Origin of the sequence: Sulfolobus tengchongensis (assembly GCF_036967215.1) — an archaeon.
GTDB lineage: Archaea > Thermoproteota > Thermoprotei_A > Sulfolobales > Sulfolobaceae > Saccharolobus > Saccharolobus tengchongensis_A.
Genome location: NZ_CP146016.1, coordinates 2,032,002 through 2,050,222 on the forward strand (window position 1 = coordinate 2,032,002; position 18,221 = coordinate 2,050,222).

The following is an 18,221-nucleotide window of genomic DNA, read 5'->3' on the forward strand; positions in this document are numbered from 1 at the left end:
TTTTTCACCGACTCTTTTATTTTATATAACTGTTGTCAATAGCTTATAAGCTTTTCTGCTTCATTCTTCAGATTATTAATGTCGATGTTATAATTCTCAATTAGAATCTCTTCTAATTTTTTATCAATTTCCAACATACTAATCTCTCCTTTTAGCCCTCTCATAATAAGATCCTTAAATTCCTCAGGTACATAATCAAGCCTAGGAGTTGCATTGTGGAAGTCTTCTAAAGCCTGCCTTCTCTTTTCTGGACTTTTGACAGCCTCCTCAATTTCATTTTCTAACCATTCTGGAAAGGGAAAATTATTAGTTAGTGATACATACAGCGACACAGTAAATGAGTAAACATCAAACATCGTTTCAGCCTTATTTCCGAAACGTTGCAATGGATGCGCATAATAAGGAGTATAGTGCATAACGGGAGTACCTATTTTAACTGAAGAACCTAAATCTGATAATTTAGGTAAAGCGTCGAAGCTCATTAATGCGTTTAATGCATCTTCACCATATCTTGGAAGCTTTTTATTAAATAGTATGTTAGACGGTTTTATGTCACAGTGGACGTATCCCTCCTTATGAATCTCTATAACCGCTTTAGCTAATTTCGAGAATACAAACGCAATAACTTGTGGCCATTTCACAGAATGACGTAGTGCAGAATATTCTTGGTCTACTAAGATTGATCTGAGATCTCCTCCTTCCATATATTCCATTATTATAGCTGGTGGAGAACTGAAATAATCGGTCCAATTTTCATCTAAGAAACTTGCAAATATTTTGACTAGATGCTCTGATCTTTTTGAGATTTCTTGCATTTTTGCAACCTCATAGAGCATTTCAGTAAACGTATATTCCTTCTTCATCACTTTCATAGCGTACTTTCTACCATTTCTCTCAACTAATAGTACGTAACCCATTCCGCCATTTCCTAAAACTTGTTTTACCTCATAGCCATAAAGAACATATCCTAACCACACTGATGGATCAAAAGGTTCTGGAACATAGAGTCTGTAAGATTTAATCCTCATACAAGCATCTACTATTCCTTCTCTACACGCGTAAAGGAATTCTCTTTCAGCTTGTAACGGAGCATTCAAACCTTCTAAAGCTAAACCCTTTATATAAGCTGATCCTGCATTACGCTTTATTTTTTCAGCCTTATCGATAATCTCTAACGCTTTCTTGTAATCTTCACTTCCTATTAACGCCCATGCGTAGAGTAAAAGATTATGAAATGTAGGTACTCTTTTTACTGCCTCTTCAAAATATTTTACAGCCTCATCGAATTTCCTCTTATTTACATAATACCAACCTAATTCAATCAATGGTGCATCATATGTAGGTAGCATCTTAATTGCATCATTTAAAAGCCTAATATTGCCTTCTTTTTTATACTGTTCTATTATAGAGTTTACCTTCTCCCTTATCTTACTCTCTAATTCTCTATATTTCTCTTCAGATAAGAAAGAATAAATTTTCAATGCTTCTAATTCTTCACCAACACTTTCCATACATTGCGCAACAGCCAAGGAGACCTCAGGATCTGAAACTTTTAGCTCCTTATAGTATTTTATAGCTTCCTCACATTTTCCAAATTTAACTAATGATATAATTGAATTATTTACTATATTAACATCATTTCTAAATTTTTCTAAAGCATATAATGCTACCTTGTAATCCTTTTCTACCGCACTTATAATCTCAGACTTAGATCCTAATGATATCGGTATACCATGTATAATCATATATGGAAAATTAAATTTAGGGCTAGCAATCTCTCCAATGTAAGCGTATATTGTACCATTGTCATCTTCGAACAGATATAAATTTAGTTTCTCGATTTTCTCTTTTAATATTGCATGTGAAACTACACTTGAGTTATTTATGATAAGTACTTTGTGCTCGTTCAAGATCTTAACTTTTCCTGCATCATAAATAACTTTATAACCTATTATATCATCCTTGACCTTTATCTTTCCATCAAAAGGCCTAGTAACTCCATCAACGTATAAGTATCTCTCATCTTTTAATTGTAATACTAATTGCACATTAACTTTGTTTTTAGGAATATCTTAAGTAGTCTTAGCCTAATAATACTCCGCCTATTATTTCAATCTTCGAATTAGTTCATTCAGAGACAATAACATGTAATGCATACAGACTAGCGACGTTACTTTGTAGTCTATTTGAGGAGATAGTACTTGATGTCTTCTCCGATATTTAAATTGAGACCTCCTTTGAGACTACTCTCAGATTAAGACTTGACCTAAATCTCATCGAGATTATAGATGCCATGTTTTTTAAGCCACTCCATAAAGGCATTTTTATTATCCAATGCAAATTTATATGCAAGTTCTCTAACATCTAAATTTATTTTAATTCCTCTTACCATATCCTCCGCTAGATCTCTAAACTTTTTAGTATTGAATCCAACGTCATCTAATATGACTATATCGTCTGATAATTCTGATTTGATGCCTTCATCAACTTTTACTCTACTAACTAAAACTCCTTTATCTGGTTTATACACTTCCTTATAAAGTTCTATTACTTTATACTCTCTTATTCTTTTTCCCTTATTATCATTAAAACTAGGCAAGTCATTGGGAACTTTCTCTAGTGCGTCCATTAACCCCTTGTAAAGTCCGCTTATCCACCTCGCTCTCCATTCGTTACCACTTAATGGCTTATATCCTTTAAGATATCTCCACCTATTCCACCAATTTTCGAGTTCTTTAAATTCAAGGATATAATTAGGTCTTTTTATAGGAATATTACCGTTATCAAGATCAACAATATTCATCTGAAAACCATCATAAATCATCATGTCTGGTCTTAAGGTCGAGTAGAGTCTCCAAACTTTCTCTAAATCAGAACCATCTTCCCAAGATATTGGTCTTGGAGCTTCTAAAAAGAAGCTAAATGAACTACCAAATACGTTTTCAATAACAGCATTAGGCGGTATTATGCCATTTTTCTGTTTTCCACTCCTATCAAAATTAAGATAGCCATGTTCAGGGTAGGTTAATCTGTATCCATAATTTGACAATGAGACGAGAATAGAAGCAAAACCCCAAGTTTGATAGATTGACCTCATGTTTGAACCAAACGAACTGTTTATCGCCTGCCTACCTTTAATAACAAACTCGTTTACGGTGATCTTACCCCTTACTAAGTCATGAAAATAAATAAATAACTTCTTTACTAAATGTCTTAACGGATCTTTAATAAAACTACTCATCTCCCTACTAAATAGCCAGCCTTTTACATTAAGTCTCTCTTTAGCCTCTCCTAGTATGGAGTTCATCTCATCTATCCAGTTCTTAGCTTCGTAAACCTTATCTCCAATTACGCTTTTTACAAACTCCAGTTTAACCTCTTCTGCCCATTCTGGTACATTATTACCATATTTGTCAATTCCATAAATTTGTTTCAGCCTTTCCTCTAACACGGTAATACTTTAGCATAGGTATTATTTAAATTTTCGAAATTCTGTCATAATCATCATTACTTAAATTCCATCCTAAAGCACCTAAAATTTCATCTACATGCTCTTTTGTAGACGCTTTAGGTATTGGTATTGATCGCCTCATTAAGTAATTTAAAGCAACCTGAACCGAAGTTTTGCCATATTTACGCCCAATTTCCTCCAGTATTGTATTATTTTTTACATTACCTCTAGAGAGCGGAGAATAAGCTATCACTTTTATGTTATTTCTTTCACAAAATGGTATAATATCTCTTTCAGCAGTCTTATTATCGACGTTATACTCTATCTCATTAGCTACTATTTCATATTTTTTAGTTAATGACATAGCTCTTTCCAAAAGCATCACATCAAAATTGCTTACGCCAATACAATTGACAATACCTTGATCCACTAAATACTCCATAGCCCTTATAGTTTCCTCAAGAGGTATAGAAGAATTTGGCCAGTGAATCAAATATAAGTCTATATACTTACTATCAAGTCTCCTTAAACTATCCTTTGCCGACTTTATTAAATCATCATATCTCAAGTGATTAGGCCATACCTTAGTTATAATAAAGATACTTTCTCTATCAAAATCCTTCACTGCCTTACCTACTAACTCTTCAGCATGACCTCCCCCATACATTTCTGCAGTATCGATAACATTTACCCCTTTGCTTATGACATATTTTATAATTTCAATATATTTGTTATCGTTGGAATAATCTGGACTCCAATATCCACCCCCCATTTTCCAAGTTCCAAAACCTATCTGTGAAACTTCTTTATTACATAATTTCATCTCTTACCTCACCTTATCCACTATAACTTGAATTACTGATATTTTATTCTCTTTTCTCACCTTCTCAATGCCTCTTATCAATGCAGACCTAATTTCCCAAGGATCTTCAACTAACTCATAGTAACCGTGGAAAGCTTCAACAGTTTTACCTATTTCAAATCTTCTCTCAAATCCTGCTCCAGGATAATATCTCTTCGCCTTAGCAAGTCCCTCTGGGAAAACTTCATTTACGGCCTCAGCTGAGGCTAACCAACCCCCATTATCAAATATAACTACCATCACTGGATACTTCGAAGCTATAAAGTAAAATGCCTCAGGGACACCAAATATGAAAGAACCATCACCAGTAGTTATAATTACGTCTCTATTAGTTGCAATCTTATAACCTACTCCAGCTCCTAACATCAAACCTAGATAGCCTACAGAAAGATCTGCAAAATAGGAACCATACTCGTTTAATTTAGCATATCTAGGATTAAATTGATACTCATTAAATATTGTAAAACCGTAATTTGAAGCTATGTTCCCTATTTCATATGATAGATACTTAGGATGAATGGGTTTTACATCTCTTAATCTCTCAATTTCTTGCTTCTTATGCTCTTCCTGCTTAATCCTTAGTTCCCTAATCTCTTCATAATTTTTAGGTTTTATTGAAATCAAATCAAAAAAGTTACTAGGAGTAGATTGAATACATAAGTCGCATCTAAAACCGTAATAGGGTATATAAGAATACGAAGGTTCTACATCCACTTTTATAATTGGTATATCTATATCAGTCTTCTTTGGAAAGTACGGAACTTCTGCTTCAACTACAATTAATAAATCAGCCTTTTTTAAGTCAAACTTATCTAATGCCATATCTCCATTACTGGGATAATTTAATACCTCACCAGTGTAATTTAAAACTGGAATGTTATGCTTTTCGGCAAATCTCTTTAGGGAATTAAACCATTCCTTTCTTCTTCCTGCTCTCCAAGTAATTATAACTGGTCTCTCTGAATTTTCTAACATTTCTTTTGCCTTGCTAACTTTCTCTGGAGAAGGGGCAGGTTCATAATAGTCCATCGGTATTTTCATAACTTCTTTAACTTCTTCTGTACTAACCTCTCTAGGTAATATAATATAAACTGGACCTCTAGGTTCACTCATCATTATTTGAATTGCTCTAGATAACACTGCAGGTATTTGATCTGGCATTCGTATTTCGAAATCGTATTTAGTATACTGTCTAACTAGCTCCCCTTGATCTCTAGCCTCTTGGGTCCAATGAATCCTTAAATTTCTACTTGCATTATAGCCTTTTTCAGTATATGGGCTTCTTCCCGCAATTACCAAAAGTGGTATCCTAGAAGTATAAGCACCCATTATTCCGCCTAACGCGTTTGCAGTACCGGGAGTTGTATGAACGGCAACCACACCTAATTTATTTCCTAATGCATAACCTATTGCTGTTGATATAGCAGTTATCTCATGAGGAACTATTTCGAACTCCGGCAAATTAGGATCCTCAACTTTTGCCTCTATAAATGAAGCATAATCTGTACCAGATACCATAAATATTCTATCTACTCCACTTTCCTTGAGAATCGATAAGAACGCTTTACCCGCGTTCATAATTAATTATTTTATCATGACTATAAAATATTATCTTCATTTATCGAGAAAATATTAGTTATTGTTAATTTACTGTTGTACGATAAATAAAATTAAAACGGAGAAATCTTACGATAAACGGAAAAATTAATATACTATGTGTTCGAATCATAAACTATGACCGATAAAATTTTTCAGATCATAAAAGATGATCAAGAGTACCTAATGCAGTCCTTTAGGAGATGGTACCCATTCATAATTGATCATGGTTCTGGATCACTAGTTTATGATGTGGATGGTAAGGAATATATTGATTTTAACGCAGGTATTGGAGTAATAGCCTTAGGTCACGGTAATACCAAAATAATTGACGCAGTTAAAGCTCAGATGGAGAAATTCTTCCACTACAGTCTTACTGACTTTTATTATGAAATAGCGGTTGATGTAGCTAAAAAATTGTCCTCATTTATGCCGTATTCTGCTAAAGTATTTTACACGAATAGTGGCACTGAAAGCGTTGAGGCTGCAATAAAAATTGCTAGAGGACATACCGGAAGACAGTGGATCATCGGATTTATCAACTCCTTTCATGGAAGAACTTTAGGTTCGTTAGCTTTTACCTCTAGTAAGGCAATACAAAGGAAATCGTTCTCACCACTTTTACCATCTACATATTTAGTACCATATCCAGATAAGAGAGATCCATTATGCAAGGAGGATTGCACTGAGAGTCTATTAGCGTTCATAGAAGATTGGATTTTCAAAAAGATAGTTGACCCTACAGAGGTAGCGGCATTTATCGCAGAACCAATACAAGGGGAAGGTGGAGTTATAGTACCGCCTAAAGATTTTTTCTATAAACTAAATAGTTTGCTCAAGAAATATGGGATATTACTAATTCTAGATGAAGTTCAGACAGGTATCGGAAGAACCGGGAAGATGTTTGCCTTTGAGCACTTTAATGTAGTTCCAGATATAATATGTTTAGCTAAAGCCTTAGGTGGAGGAATTCCACTTGGCGCGGTAATTGGGAGAAAGGAAATAATGGATTTACCACCAGGTTCCCATGCAAACACTTTCGGAGGTAATCCACTAGCGTTAGCTGCATCAAAAGTAATCCTGGATGAAGTTCCAAAACTTTTAGACCATGTAAGTAGCGTAGGTAAGGAAATCATGGAGGAACTAGAGAGCACAAAATCGCCATATTTATATGAAGTTAGGGGATTAGGACTCTTAATAGGAGCTGAGTTGAGGAAAGACAATAGGCCATTTTCAGAAGGTTTAGAGAAAGTACTATATAATTCGTTTAGAAGAGGAGTTTTAGCCATTGGAGCAGGTGAATCGGTTGTGAGAATAGAGCCTCCACTAACAATTGAAGAAGAACTTGCAATCAAAGGAACAAAGATAATAAAAGAGGAGATAGAAAAACTCTAATCTTTTTTGCTAATGAATATTAGCATCAATGAGAGTAGTATTAGAACTACATCGAGAATCAGAGAAAGATCAACATAGTAGTTAAATGGTAGTTTCTTTCCTACAAGGAGAGCCGGCCCCAATCTGGTTTCACTGAGTAAAGCTAAATCTATCCCGTAAAAAACTGCTATTAATGGATAGGTGTATTTTAAACCTAAAACTAAAAGTAGAGCAGCCATTATTGCCAATGAAGAAACAAAACCAAAGAAAATATCATAAATCATTGTAGCTGTTGGATTAGGTAATATTGCATGCGTTAATACTAAATGGACACCTGCCCATAGAGAAGATAGTAAAGCAGCCATCCATCTTATCACAAGGTTTGTTAAGCCAAGTTCTTTCTCTGTCATTAATGGAAAGTATAAGTGAAAACAAAAAGGATTTTTCCCAAATCTTTCATTAATTTGAAATATAGTTTAATAATACTCAGCGTTAAGCAGTAAGGAAAAAGATATTTTTAACAATAACAACTATACTTAAGGACATGATTCTAACTTATATCTCGGGCCTTGAGGCAATATTAGCGGGAACTACAATAGTTTTCGGTGGAATAGTAGAAGGATATGGATATGGCTTATCGTTAGGTACCAATTGGCCATACACTCATGACATTATGCAACTTGCTGCAAAAAGAGATCCCGAGGCAATACATAGAATCTTAGCCACAATAGTAGGTATTATTTCACTTATAATATTAATTATACATCCATCTCTCATATCCATAATTGGTTTTGTAGCAGTGATTTTTACCGCGTTATTAGGTATGGCAACTCTTTACGTCCTAGCGGGAAAATTGCCTTCAGTGTTTCAGGGATTACACGATATAGCAGCTTATACTACATTCGTATCATATCTACTCATTACGCTACAAGGATTAGGGATCTTTAAAGTGAGTTTGGTATCGTTCTTAATTAGTGCAATTATACCACCACATTTTCTATATTTCGTTATTTTTATGGGGGGTGTAGTTACTGGCACCAGAAGAATGAAACTAAAAATAGGTAGACCATGGGATAATAGTGATAAAGAGAGAAATATATGGCTTCAGGTTGCCTGGACAATTCATGGGATTCTTGCCCTAATCTTTATAATTGCTGTAGTATTATTGCACTACTGGTTAACATTAGGATTCACAATTTTAGAGATAATTGCTGGATTGTGGGTATGGGATTCTACTAACAGAAATCCATTAAAACCAGGAATCTCAGTTGCGTTACATCAGTTGTTTTCAATTCTTGTAGTTATCGCAATAATATTAAATAGCATCAGCTGAGATGCATCAAATCATCCATCATAGTGTTGTGAATTCATCACATCTTTTAACGTCAAACCTACCTTATTATCTGCAGTTAAGTTATAATATTTTTTCATTATTTGAGCTACAGCAGAATATATTAATTCGTATACTTGAGACCTATTAGTACCTAAAACTGTAGCTACATAGCTCCATGGCTTACCTTGAAGAATTTTCGCTATTAACACCAATTCTTCATCGGCAGCTAAGTTCCAGTCTCTTTTTCCATCCCAGAAATATTTAATAGTTAGCATATGTAACGCATCAGCTGATGATTCATAAGGACTAGTACCTTGAAGAAAGGATATAGTTTTGTCTAACAATATTGGACTTACGAAAACATCTTTATGTGCGACTTTAGTTCCTATTAGTAACATTCTTGCTATCTCAGGATGCATATTAAAGTAAACATCATGCAAAGTATTCAGCAACTTCTCTTTTAATGTGTATGCAGATATCTTAACAATCTCATTTGCTATCTCACTTATTGGCTTAATCACGACAACTGGATAATCACCTAATTTCTCATTTTTCTTAGGTGAGATGTGAACTGGAATAAAATCATTTTTTATCCAAAAATTAAGAACTTTCTGGTCTGACATAAAGGAAGAACCCACCCAATCTATTCCTTTATCCTTAGCCTCATTATATATCATTCTCAGTAATTCTGTTCCAAAGCCTTTATCCTGTAATTCTGGAACTACTGCAATTCTAACTATTCTCCAACCCTTCAATTTTGCAAAATCCCTAATTCTAACATGCTTAAGTATTCTATCTGGTATTAAATCCCCATCAAACGTGCCGCCTTTTAGTGCTATATCTATCATGTTGTCAGAGAGCTCGCCCTCTTCTGCTATTTGACAAGCTCCCACATAACTATTCTCTCCCATACGTATCGCTTTTATCTTATGATGAACTCCATCTAGCATTATCATTAAATCGTCTGGATTATTCTTGTAATGGGCTGTTACCATTATTCCATAAATCGATCTTAGTTTACCATCATTTTCAGATAGCTCCATTTTATCTACATCTTCATAAACTAATACGCTGTCAAGATATTGAAATTCTGAAGGTTCTGCATCAAGAAGCAAAGCGTCATATAGCCACTTCTCTATTGGATCACCCATTGCATATCGTAATGGTTGTTCCATATCAATCCATCTTACCTTTATTTTCTTACTTTGAATTATCCTCTTTAAATACCTAAGAAAAGCTTTACTAGACCCCTCGTAACCATGCACAGTAGTTACTAGTGCAACTTTCTTCCAAGCTCTGAGTACTAAATCTATATAATTTACACCTAAAGCAGCAGCCTCATCTACTATCAATAGCTCACCTTCATCGTCTAATGCTGCGTCTGGCGGAACGTATTCTACCTTGAAATCGTACCCCTTAATGTACTTTATATAACCGGTATCACTAATTTTCAATGAGAACTCTTCATTTAGAGCTTCTAATCCAGTCTTTGCGAATGTCATTACTTGAGATGCACTTGATATCGATGGTGCTGTAACGGTTATCTTAATGCTTTTTTCACTTCTCTTTCTGAGTTTTTCGATTAATCCAGCTATAGATAACCCCGCTGCGGCGCTTTTTCCGCGTCCTCTTGCAGCAGTCAAAACAAGAGCTCGCTTCCCACCACTTAATAGATAAGAGAAGTTTTCTATAACCTTGTTTTGATCTTCACTTAATGAAAGTTCATGAATCTCCCTTGGCATTATAGGATTTCTAGGGATTTTCTTCTCAACTTTAGGTATCAACGTATCTGAAAATGGACGTGCCACATAACCGTTAGTATCTGCAATAAAAATACCATTATGCTCATATAATTTTCTCTTGAATCTCTTCTCATATCCATCTAATACTAATCCGTTCCTAATTATCGAACTCCTAAAAACTTTACCGTTGATTAGGTTATCGGTATACATTATTATTAAGCCACCACCTCTAGCTAAGTCAGCAAGTCTACCCACATTGATTGGTTGGAAGTTATCTACAGTGTCTAAGATTACCAGATCGTAAGTATTACCTAAATAATACTCTGCATTAGCATAGTCAATATCATCGAACTTCGTAAAGTACTCTTTTATCTGTTTCATTCTCTCTTTAGATCCGTTAGCCCATGGTACAAATCCATAAGCTACTGAGGGATTTGGTTTCAAACTTAGAAATAAATTTATGACGTCCTTAACTAAATCAAGGTAATCTTTCCTTTCTATGTAAACTAAATTCCTATAATATCTTGCATTTCCATCTTCTAAGGCCTTTTTTAATTCATCATAAAATACTTCTTTACTTACCATTAGTTACAATTTATACTTCTTCTTTAAAGCTTCTTCTATATCTATACCTTTTAAATTGGCTATTGAGACTGCCCATGCTATAACATCTGCTAACTCCTCTTCAATAGACTCTTGATTATCAGATAAAAGAGCCTCAGCCAATTCCCCTACTTCTTCAACTAACCATGTAAATGTAGCATAAATACCTCTTTGAGAATCTTTCTCAAAATACAATTCCCTCATCTTTTGTTGTAGCTCTTTAAGTTCCAAGTCCAATTTCCCTCCTCATAATTCTTATCTCGTCATCGGAAAAAGTTATTCGAATTTCGATTTCTTTATTAAAACTCTCATCAACAAAAAATATACTAAGCGACTTCTTACGTGAAATCCTCTCTACAAAATCGGCGTCTACAGCATATTCAACTGTTAATGGATTTGAAGGATCATCCATGATCACATGCCTAAAAATTACATCTTTACCTTCTCTGTCTATTTCAAACAATGTTTCTACGTTTGAAGACTTAGGATAGTCGTCACTCATACATACTACGCTATCGTTACAGCATATTAAACATACACCGCTACTTAAATTATTTTTTACATCTGCTGGAAGCTCCATAATAATAATTAAATATTTTATGTTTAAACATCTATTAAATAATTATGCCTTCTGCAGCAGGGAAAAAAATCGTCGCTACCCAAAATTATATAGCTAGTTATGTAGGAACTAAAGTTTTAGAAAATGGTGGAAACGCTTTCGATGCAGCTATAGCAATCAGTGCAACACTTTCTGTTGTAATACCACATACCAGTGGTCTCGGAGGAGATGGGTTTCTGCTAGCGAAAACGCCAGAAGGTTTAGTTGCGTATAGTGCGTCTGGTTGGGCACCAAAAGAATTGAAAGTGGAAAAAATCGAAAATGATAGAAGTCCTCACACAGTAGTAGTTCCAGGTCTAGTAGATTTATGGGAATTTATCTACGAAAACTACACTTCTAAGCCATTGAGTGAGTTACTGAAGCCTGCAATCTCATTAGCATCTAATGGATTTATGGTAAGTAGGGGATTGCACCATGCAATTGTCAGCTCATTCAAATTATCTGAAGATTGGGATAAAGTTTATGGCAATAAAAGATTTGGTGATGAGATAAGGCTTAAAGGAATTGCCAGAGTCCTAAAGGAGGTGGCTAAAGATCCAAGAAACTTCTATGAGGGTAAGGTAGCTGAGGAATTGGTTAAAGGGTTAAGAGAAAGAGGTGTCCCTATGAGTTATGAAGATTTTAGTGAGTTTCATGGCGAGACTGTGTCACCATTAAAAACAACCTACAGAGACTTTACATTGTACGAACTACCTCCAAATACGCAGGGTATAACGACGTTAGAATTACTTAAAATGGTGGAATTATCTGATATTAATAAATTACCATATAACGATGTAAGAAGAATAAATGATCACGTTAGGTTAAGTGCATTGGCATACGATGACAGAAATAAATACGTTGCTGATCCCAGATTTGCAAAAATTCCCATAGAAATGTTATTGTCGGAAAAATATCTAGCAAATAAGATGGCAGAATACGGTATTGAAGCTAAAGTAAAAGTTACTGGAGATACAACATTTTTCGTGGTGGCTGATGGAGAAAACGAAGTCGGATTTATACAAAGTTTATTTTATCCGTTTGGATCTGGAATAGTCGTAAACGATATACCCTTTAACAATAGAGGAGCCGGGTTTTCTGAAGGAAATAATAGACCAGAGCCTAGAAAAAGACCTTTACATACTTTATCAATCCTAATGGCTGAGAAAAACGATGAAAGGATAATAATAGGCTGTGCTGGTGGAGATTTAAGACCACAAATACATGCGGAGGTATTTGAATATTATGTTGACTATAAGATGGAAATCGACGAAGCAGTTTACGCACCTAGATTCATGTACCTGGGCAACAAAGTTATAGCTGAAAAGAGACTCGGTGTACCAGCTACACAGACAGATTATTATTCCCCAGAGGTTGGAATAGTACAAGCGTTAAAGTATAAAAATGGAAGATATATAGGAGTAGCTGATATTAGAAGTGAAGGGATTGCTCTACCAGTAACAAGCTAATTTTTTCTTTACTCTATTTCAATTAATCTTGTGTCACAACCAGCATATTTAAATGCAAGAAGTAATGCTCCATACTCCGGATCGTGTTGTGAGATTAACCCCTTTATATTGTTATTATCTAAATATCCCCTAAACAAATCAAAATATATTGAGGAACTGAACATTCCTCCTTTAAGGTATATCTGATTAACTCCTATCTTCACTGCCATTTGAACGGCGTAACTAGCCAATTCATATGCGGCATTTTTTAATATAGTTAAAGCTACCTCATCTCCCTCTTTAGCTGCCTCATCTACAATTTTAGCTAGAGATGCAATCTCTTTTACTTTGTGACCCTCATGATACGCCCATTTTATGAGATCATCCAAATCCTTTATACCAAGATTCTCCATCATCTTATTTGCAAGCAAACCCCTATCCATCCTACCATCTAGTATTTTACCTAATGTCCTCAATGCCTCTCTTCCTACCCAGTAAGCTGAGCCTTCGTCAGCAATTAACCAACCTAAACCCCCATATCTAAATCTTTTATTACCATCATAACCCACTATAACACTTCCAGTGCCTGCTATAACTATTACACCCGGTTTCCCCTTAGTTTCAGCATATAGGGCAATAAAACCATCATGATCCACATAACTGACATTTGCAACATTCTTTAATGCTTCTGACATGACATTATAATCATATCTGGAATCTATCCCAGCTAATCCTATATATGCCACATCTGGCTTCATACCTTTAGTTGCAGAAAGTATAGCATTATTTACATTTTTTACTGCTTCTTCAACACCCACATTATGGAAATTTCCTGGCCCAGCAGTACCTTTACCTATAAAACTCCCACCACATGTGTATGCTATCGCTGCTGTTTTGCTTCCCCCACCATCAACTCCAACAAGTATCATACAAAAATATTATGTTGTTAAAGCAATTTAAATGAATAGTTTAAAGCATCTAGATAACTTTTAGGATCTCCAACGTTTAACCATTTCTCATCATCTCTCATCTCTAACGCGTAAACTTCTTTTCCATCAGAAATTAATTTACTTATACCATAAGTGAGCTCTACCTCTTTACCTTCTTCAACCCTAATGCTCTTTAATGCTCCAAATATTGTAGGTTTAAAAATATATACCGCAGCTATGGCCAAATTTGACTTGGGTTGTTGGGGTTTTTCTTCAGCTCCAATTACCTTGTATAATCTATGATTATCATAGGAACCTTTATCTTGTACTTCAATTATCCCATATCTTTTTGGATTTTCGACTTTTCTAACAAAAAGTACTGCATCTGGTAATATTTCTTCAAAAAGGGATTTAAGCGAACTGTAACCATCAGTTAAAACACCGTCATCAGCATGAACGAAGAAAGGCTCATTTGAGGAAAAATCTTCCGCTCGCAGTACTGCATCTCCAAATCCTTTAGGAATTTCTTGGAAAACAAAAGTTGGAGTTCTTTCAAACAAATATTCCATTAGTAATAATCCATTTCTACCTACCACAATACAGAACTTTTCAATTCCAATTCTAGCTAGAGATTCCATAATTAAATCTATTACTGGCCTGGTGACTTTACTCCCGTTTTCAGTAACAAATAACGGTAATAACGCTTTAGGTAATACATTGGTTATATGTTTCATCCTGCTTCCTTTACCTGCAGACGTAATTACAGCCTTTTTCAGCATCTTCTCTTATTTTAATTACTGAATTATTTAAACTCATTGCATAGACTGAGACACAACTAATTTGACGACTCATAAATTAATTACCACAATCCCATTCTCTAACAAGAGTTAACAACCCACTGCATTAGAGAAAACTTAGAAAATAGCTACGTTTTTCATTCCTCGTCACTCTCACCCTCTATCATATTTATTGTTTCAGCTGTTAGAAAGCCTATTATTATGAATGCCATAAATATGTAGACCTCTATTGGAGACGCCTGCATAATAGAGTTAACTAACTCGAACACGCTAAATATAACAGCAAAGGTTCCTATTGAGATCTGAAAGATCCTTTTCCTAATCTTCTTAATTGAAATCTTTATTAGTGAAAAGTTGGCAGCTATATGGACGAAGAGACTTGCAAATAGTGCAAGTGCACCCATTACACCAAATGCAATAAAAGGATTATTTATGAAATATAGTCCTAAAACTACAGCAATTAAATAAAATATTACAGATAAAAATACTGCATTTGTAGGCCCTCTATAATTTTCAAATTTGCTAAAAACCTTAGGGAAGAGATTAGTATATGCCATTGCGAATATTGTCCTAGAAGTAGCAGTGAGAAAACTCAAACTACCTAAAATTCCATCATTAATCGCAGCAAATAACACGAATATAAATGTAATAATTCCAAATCTATTTTCTATAAGCCTTAAGATATCAACATTATTTGCAGGAATTTTGAAAAATAATAGATGATCACCTATTGCATAGATATCGAATGCAGCTAATAGCCCTCCTAACAGGATTACTGTAATTATTGCCCTACTAATGGTTTTTCTTGCATCCTTTGCCTCCCCAGAAACTGGTGTTATAGAGCCATATCCAGTAGGTATGCTAGATCCAAATAGCACGGCATACGCTATAGCTCCTAAATTCAAATGGAATGAAAACGGATTATATAGATGAAAGCCAGTTGAACTTAGGAATATAATGGCAATAATTGTCATTATACCAATTTCTATGGAACTTGCAAAAACTGCATATTTAGTACTAACCCTTATCCCCATAATTGCAAATAATGAAGTAATAGATAGCAATCCTAATCCAATTATCCACGGATTTACTCCTAGAACATGGTAAATTATATATGCTGTTCCAAAAATGTATGCAACACCATACGTAGTGGAATAAAATATGTAAAGCCAACCTGTTTCAAAGCCTAAACGCTTTGTTAATGAATAAAATGCATATGTATAATATCCACCTTCTTTTGTAAATCTTTTAGAAAGCTCATAAACAACAAGACCATTTACCAATACTAATAAAGTACCTAAAATAATAGCAATGGGGGCGAAGAAGCCTGCGATAATAAATGTCTCAACTCCATACGTAAGTATACTAAGAAAAGGTGATTGACCACCCATTGAAAGAAAGACAATATCCATAAAACTTAAGTGTCTTTTTGGCACTGTACGTTGCTGCTCTTTGCTAATTGACGAAGTACTCATCCGAGAATCCACTTTTCCTTAACTACTATTTAAGTTCTTCTCCATTCGTCATTAAAAAATTACTTTAGAACATTTATCTTTTGAGCTAATTTAAATAGTGAAGTAACTACATAGACGTCAACAGCTGGCATGAAATCAGTAACGTAAAAACTAAACAATGTATGATTACCTAATATATAGACAATGACGAAACCTATCCAAATAGTCCACGCCCACATAGTTGTAGTTATCAACTTACTATCTCTAAATATAAACGCTAGAGGAGTTGTAATTATCCATAATATTAAAACAAAGGGATTAGTAGTAGCATACAAGTTGTAACCTAGATAGAAAGGGTGTATGTTTAAGAACCAATCCCATGGTGTTGAAATTTGTGAAGTTGCAGTCAAAGCTATATGACCATTAGTAACATCCCATAGAGCTCTGTGTATAACAGTAGAGCTTAACCAACCGCTTATGCTACCATAATATGCGATTAAAGGGGTTGAAAATACCGTATAGGTTAACAGAGGAATTCCTAAGCCATAAACGGCTCTACTCTTTACACTGCTAGTGATCTCCCCTAGGTAATAAAGGAAAGGAAATATTAGAACATAAGCGGACTCTTTAGATAACATAGCTAACGCTAACGCTACTCCTGCCCATAAAGGCTTATCACGTAATAGAAAGTACAATGAAAGAATACTGAAAAAAGACATATATATATCAAGTAATGCTACACCATGGAGAACCCAAACATTAGGATCTAGAGCTATAAGAAGAGCTGAGAGGATTCCTGCCAAGTTGCCTAAAATACCGTTATTAACTAATTTCTTGCCTAGAAAGAAGGCTACCATGAGCATAAGATCTCCTAAAATCCAGCTTGGAAGCCTCCATGCTATTGGATAATATCCCATAAAATAAATAAAAACGGCCATAATGTATTTCGCTAATGGAGGGTGCTCTGGATTAATATATGTTTGAATATTTTGCTCATTAGGATAGCCTATGCTTGTCATTGGGGGTGGTGTGACGTGAAAGACCAGCCTTAACATGTTGTAGGCTGCCGTGGGATACCAAACCTCATCTCCTATATAATTGTTAATTGGAGCAAATGTAATTACTGTTTCGTAAGTATACAATATAACTAATACAGCTAATGCGATATAAAAGAAAAAGTTTATCCATTTTATTTGCATAAAGTAGGCTTTACTTTAAAATTTTTAAAGCTTCTCCAATATCTGCATTTTCATGAACAACCTTAGATATAGCCCTTGCTAACTTATCTGGTTGATCCGATTGCCATAAATTCCTTCCTACAGTTACACCTCTTGCTCCAGCCTCTAAAGCATCTTTTAACATTTTTAAGAACTCATCATTAGTATTGGTTTTGGGGCCACCTCTAATTAGAATTGGGCTGAAGGCTACGTTAACTACTTCCTTAAAAGATTGTTTATCTCCAGTATAATCAACTTTTAAAATATCTGCCCCTATCTCTGATGCTAATCTTGTCACATATTTTACTAGGTTAGGATCCTTAACGGAGTCCGGATTATCCCTTGTAACATATAACGGTTCAATAATAAACGGAATACCATAATCATTAGCCTCCCTCCGTAGTAAAGCTAAAGTACTTAAATTATAACCCTCTATTGTATCGTTACCATATCCTACTACGAGATATGTTACTACCGCATCTGCACCACTATTTACAGCATCTTTTATTGTGTAAACGTTCGAATAATAACCTTCATTGTACATTTTGTATCTCTGCCTCCACACATTTGCTGTATCTAACCTGGCTATTAACAACGGCGAGCCTCTTGAAAAGAAGTTCTCCTTAACTAACTTTACCATTGCTGGCGTCATTTGTAAAGCATCTGGACCATTCTTAGCTATTTTAGCAACAACTTCTACCGGATTCTCTATTCCCTTTATTGGTCCCATAACCAAACCGTGATCTAACGCTACAACAAATGCTCTCCCCTTTTCAAACAGTTTCGCAATTCGAATTTCCAAACCTGTCATAAAAGT

At 34.8% G+C, this 18,221-nt stretch carries 16 protein-coding genes; 3 read left to right on the top strand and 13 right to left on the bottom strand.

Going from position 1 to position 18,221, the window contains the following annotated elements; translation table 11 throughout:
* Nucleotides 1–35: 35 nt before the first annotated feature.
* The 4 genes from V6M85_RS09635 to V6M85_RS09650 all read right to left on the bottom strand — a co-directional run bounded on the left by V6M85_RS09635 (nucleotide 36) and on the right by V6M85_RS09650 (nucleotide 5,891).
* Nucleotides 36–2,048 (bottom strand): protein kinase domain-containing protein, encoded by a 2,013-nt coding sequence (locus tag V6M85_RS09635; RefSeq protein WP_338599288.1) that lies wholly within the window; start codon nucleotides 2,046–2,048, stop codon nucleotides 36–38.
* A gap of 218 nt (nucleotides 2,049–2,266) precedes the next feature.
* Complete coding sequence (locus tag V6M85_RS09640) at nucleotides 2,267–3,451, bottom strand: hypothetical protein (protein ID WP_338599290.1); 1,185 nt, start codon at nucleotides 3,449–3,451, stop codon at nucleotides 2,267–2,269.
* A gap of 25 nt (nucleotides 3,452–3,476) precedes the next feature.
* The gene (locus tag V6M85_RS09645) at nucleotides 3,477–4,274 is read right to left on the bottom strand and encodes an aldo/keto reductase (protein WP_338599292.1); all 798 of its coding nucleotides are present in this window, start codon (nucleotides 4,272–4,274) and stop codon (nucleotides 3,477–3,479) included.
* A 3-nt stretch (nucleotides 4,275–4,277) separates the two neighbouring features.
* A complete protein-coding gene (locus V6M85_RS09650) occupies nucleotides 4,278–5,891 on the bottom strand; it encodes a thiamine pyrophosphate-requiring protein (protein ID WP_338599295.1) in 1,614 nt (537 codons plus the stop codon).
* A 156-nt stretch (nucleotides 5,892–6,047) separates the two neighbouring features.
* On the opposite strand from V6M85_RS09650, the gene V6M85_RS09655 reads away from it, so the two are divergent.
* Nucleotides 6,048–7,304, top strand: coding sequence for an acetyl ornithine aminotransferase family protein (locus tag V6M85_RS09655; RefSeq protein ID WP_338599298.1), 1,257 nt, complete (start codon nucleotides 6,048–6,050; stop codon nucleotides 7,302–7,304).
* Here the strand turns inward: V6M85_RS09655 and V6M85_RS09660 are convergent.
* Nucleotides 7,301–7,693 carry a hypothetical protein gene (locus V6M85_RS09660; protein ID WP_338599301.1) on the bottom strand — a complete coding sequence of 131 codons (393 nt, stop codon included), beginning with the start codon at nucleotides 7,691–7,693 and terminating at the stop codon, nucleotides 7,301–7,303. The genes V6M85_RS09655 and V6M85_RS09660 overlap by 4 nt on opposite strands.
* A 134-nt stretch (nucleotides 7,694–7,827) precedes the next feature.
* On the opposite strand from V6M85_RS09660, the gene V6M85_RS09665 reads away from it, so the two are divergent.
* On the top strand, nucleotides 7,828–8,616 hold the full coding sequence (locus tag V6M85_RS09665; protein WP_338599304.1) for a cytochrome C oxidase assembly protein: 789 nt from the start codon (nucleotides 7,828–7,830) through the stop codon (nucleotides 8,614–8,616).
* Between the two features lie 11 nt (nucleotides 8,617–8,627).
* Here V6M85_RS09665 and V6M85_RS09670 read toward each other — a convergent pair whose 3' ends face one another.
* Genes V6M85_RS09670 through V6M85_RS09680 form a run of 3 tightly spaced genes read right to left on the bottom strand, consistent with a single transcriptional unit; the run spans nucleotide 8,628 to nucleotide 11,463 of the window.
* Nucleotides 8,628–10,943, bottom strand: a complete 2,316-nt coding sequence (locus tag V6M85_RS09670; RefSeq protein WP_338599306.1) for a tRNA(Met) cytidine acetyltransferase TmcA — start codon at nucleotides 10,941–10,943, stop codon at nucleotides 8,628–8,630.
* A gap of 3 nt (nucleotides 10,944–10,946) precedes the next feature.
* Nucleotides 10,947–11,192 (bottom strand): MazG nucleotide pyrophosphohydrolase domain-containing protein, encoded by a 246-nt coding sequence (locus V6M85_RS09675; RefSeq protein WP_338604729.1) that lies wholly within the window; start codon nucleotides 11,190–11,192, stop codon nucleotides 10,947–10,949.
* Nucleotides 11,182–11,463 (bottom strand): hypothetical protein, encoded by a 282-nt coding sequence (locus V6M85_RS09680; RefSeq protein ID WP_422398058.1) that lies wholly within the window; start codon nucleotides 11,461–11,463, stop codon nucleotides 11,182–11,184. Before V6M85_RS09680 ends, V6M85_RS09675 begins: the two co-directional genes overlap by 11 nt.
* Before the next feature lie 122 nt (nucleotides 11,464–11,585).
* On the opposite strand from V6M85_RS09680, the gene V6M85_RS09685 reads away from it, so the two are divergent.
* On the top strand, nucleotides 11,586–13,028 hold the full coding sequence (locus tag V6M85_RS09685) for a gamma-glutamyltransferase family protein (protein ID WP_338599310.1): 1,443 nt from the start codon (nucleotides 11,586–11,588) through the stop codon (nucleotides 13,026–13,028).
* A gap of 8 nt (nucleotides 13,029–13,036) precedes the next feature.
* On the opposite strand, the gene V6M85_RS09690 is transcribed toward V6M85_RS09685, so the two are convergent.
* The 5 genes from V6M85_RS09690 to V6M85_RS09710 form a co-directional block, all read right to left on the bottom strand.
* On the bottom strand, nucleotides 13,037–13,936 hold the full coding sequence (locus V6M85_RS09690; protein WP_338599312.1) for an N-acetylglucosamine kinase: 900 nt from the start codon (nucleotides 13,934–13,936) through the stop codon (nucleotides 13,037–13,039).
* Between the two features lie 17 nt (nucleotides 13,937–13,953).
* Nucleotides 13,954–14,715, bottom strand: a complete 762-nt coding sequence (locus V6M85_RS09695; RefSeq protein ID WP_338599314.1) for a sugar nucleotidyltransferase — start codon at nucleotides 14,713–14,715, stop codon at nucleotides 13,954–13,956.
* A 155-nt stretch (nucleotides 14,716–14,870) separates the two neighbouring features.
* The gene (locus tag V6M85_RS09700) at nucleotides 14,871–16,208 is read right to left on the bottom strand and encodes an APC family permease (protein ID WP_338599316.1); all 1,338 of its coding nucleotides are present in this window, start codon (nucleotides 16,206–16,208) and stop codon (nucleotides 14,871–14,873) included.
* Nucleotides 16,209–16,267: 59 nt separating this feature from the next.
* The gene (locus V6M85_RS09705) at nucleotides 16,268–17,386 is read right to left on the bottom strand and encodes a glycosyltransferase family 39 protein (protein WP_338599318.1); all 1,119 of its coding nucleotides are present in this window, start codon (nucleotides 17,384–17,386) and stop codon (nucleotides 16,268–16,270) included.
* 10 nt (nucleotides 17,387–17,396) lie between these two features.
* Nucleotides 17,397–18,215 carry a class I fructose-bisphosphate aldolase gene (locus V6M85_RS09710; RefSeq protein ID WP_338599320.1) on the bottom strand — a complete coding sequence of 273 codons (819 nt, stop codon included), beginning with the start codon at nucleotides 18,213–18,215 and terminating at the stop codon, nucleotides 17,397–17,399.
* Nucleotides 18,216–18,221: the final 6 nt, after the last annotated feature.

Excerpts from the sequence above, each read along its gene's own strand:
- V6M85_RS09645 (WP_338599292.1), bottom strand. The coding sequence starts at position 4,274 with ATGAAATTATGTAATAAAGAAGTTTCACAGATAGGTTTTGGAACTTGG.
- V6M85_RS09650 (WP_338599295.1), bottom strand. The coding sequence starts at position 5,891 with ATGAACGCGGGTAAAGCGTTCTTATCGATTCTCAAGGAAAGTGGAGTA.
- V6M85_RS09655 (WP_338599298.1), top strand. The coding sequence starts at position 6,048 with ATGACCGATAAAATTTTTCAGATCATAAAAGATGATCAAGAGTACCTA.
- V6M85_RS09660 (WP_338599301.1), bottom strand. The coding sequence starts at position 7,693 with ATGACAGAGAAAGAACTTGGCTTAACAAACCTTGTGATAAGATGGATG.
- V6M85_RS09665 (WP_338599304.1), top strand. The coding sequence starts at position 7,828 with ATGATTCTAACTTATATCTCGGGCCTTGAGGCAATATTAGCGGGAACT.
- V6M85_RS09670 (WP_338599306.1), bottom strand. The coding sequence starts at position 10,943 with ATGGTAAGTAAAGAAGTATTTTATGATGAATTAAAAAAGGCCTTAGAA.
- V6M85_RS09680 (WP_422398058.1), bottom strand. The coding sequence starts at position 11,463 with ATGAGTGACGACTATCCTAAGTCTTCAAACGTAGAAACATTGTTTGAA.
- V6M85_RS09685 (WP_338599310.1), top strand. The coding sequence starts at position 11,586 with ATGCCTTCTGCAGCAGGGAAAAAAATCGTCGCTACCCAAAATTATATA.
- V6M85_RS09690 (WP_338599312.1), bottom strand. The coding sequence starts at position 13,936 with ATGATACTTGTTGGAGTTGATGGTGGGGGAAGCAAAACAGCAGCGATA.
- V6M85_RS09695 (WP_338599314.1), bottom strand. The coding sequence starts at position 14,715 with ATGCTGAAAAAGGCTGTAATTACGTCTGCAGGTAAAGGAAGCAGGATG.
- V6M85_RS09700 (WP_338599316.1), bottom strand. The coding sequence starts at position 16,208 with ATGAGTACTTCGTCAATTAGCAAAGAGCAGCAACGTACAGTGCCAAAA.
- V6M85_RS09705 (WP_338599318.1), bottom strand. The coding sequence starts at position 17,386 with ATGCAAATAAAATGGATAAACTTTTTCTTTTATATCGCATTAGCTGTA.
- V6M85_RS09710 (WP_338599320.1), bottom strand. The coding sequence starts at position 18,215 with ATGACAGGTTTGGAAATTCGAATTGCGAAACTGTTTGAAAAGGGGAGA.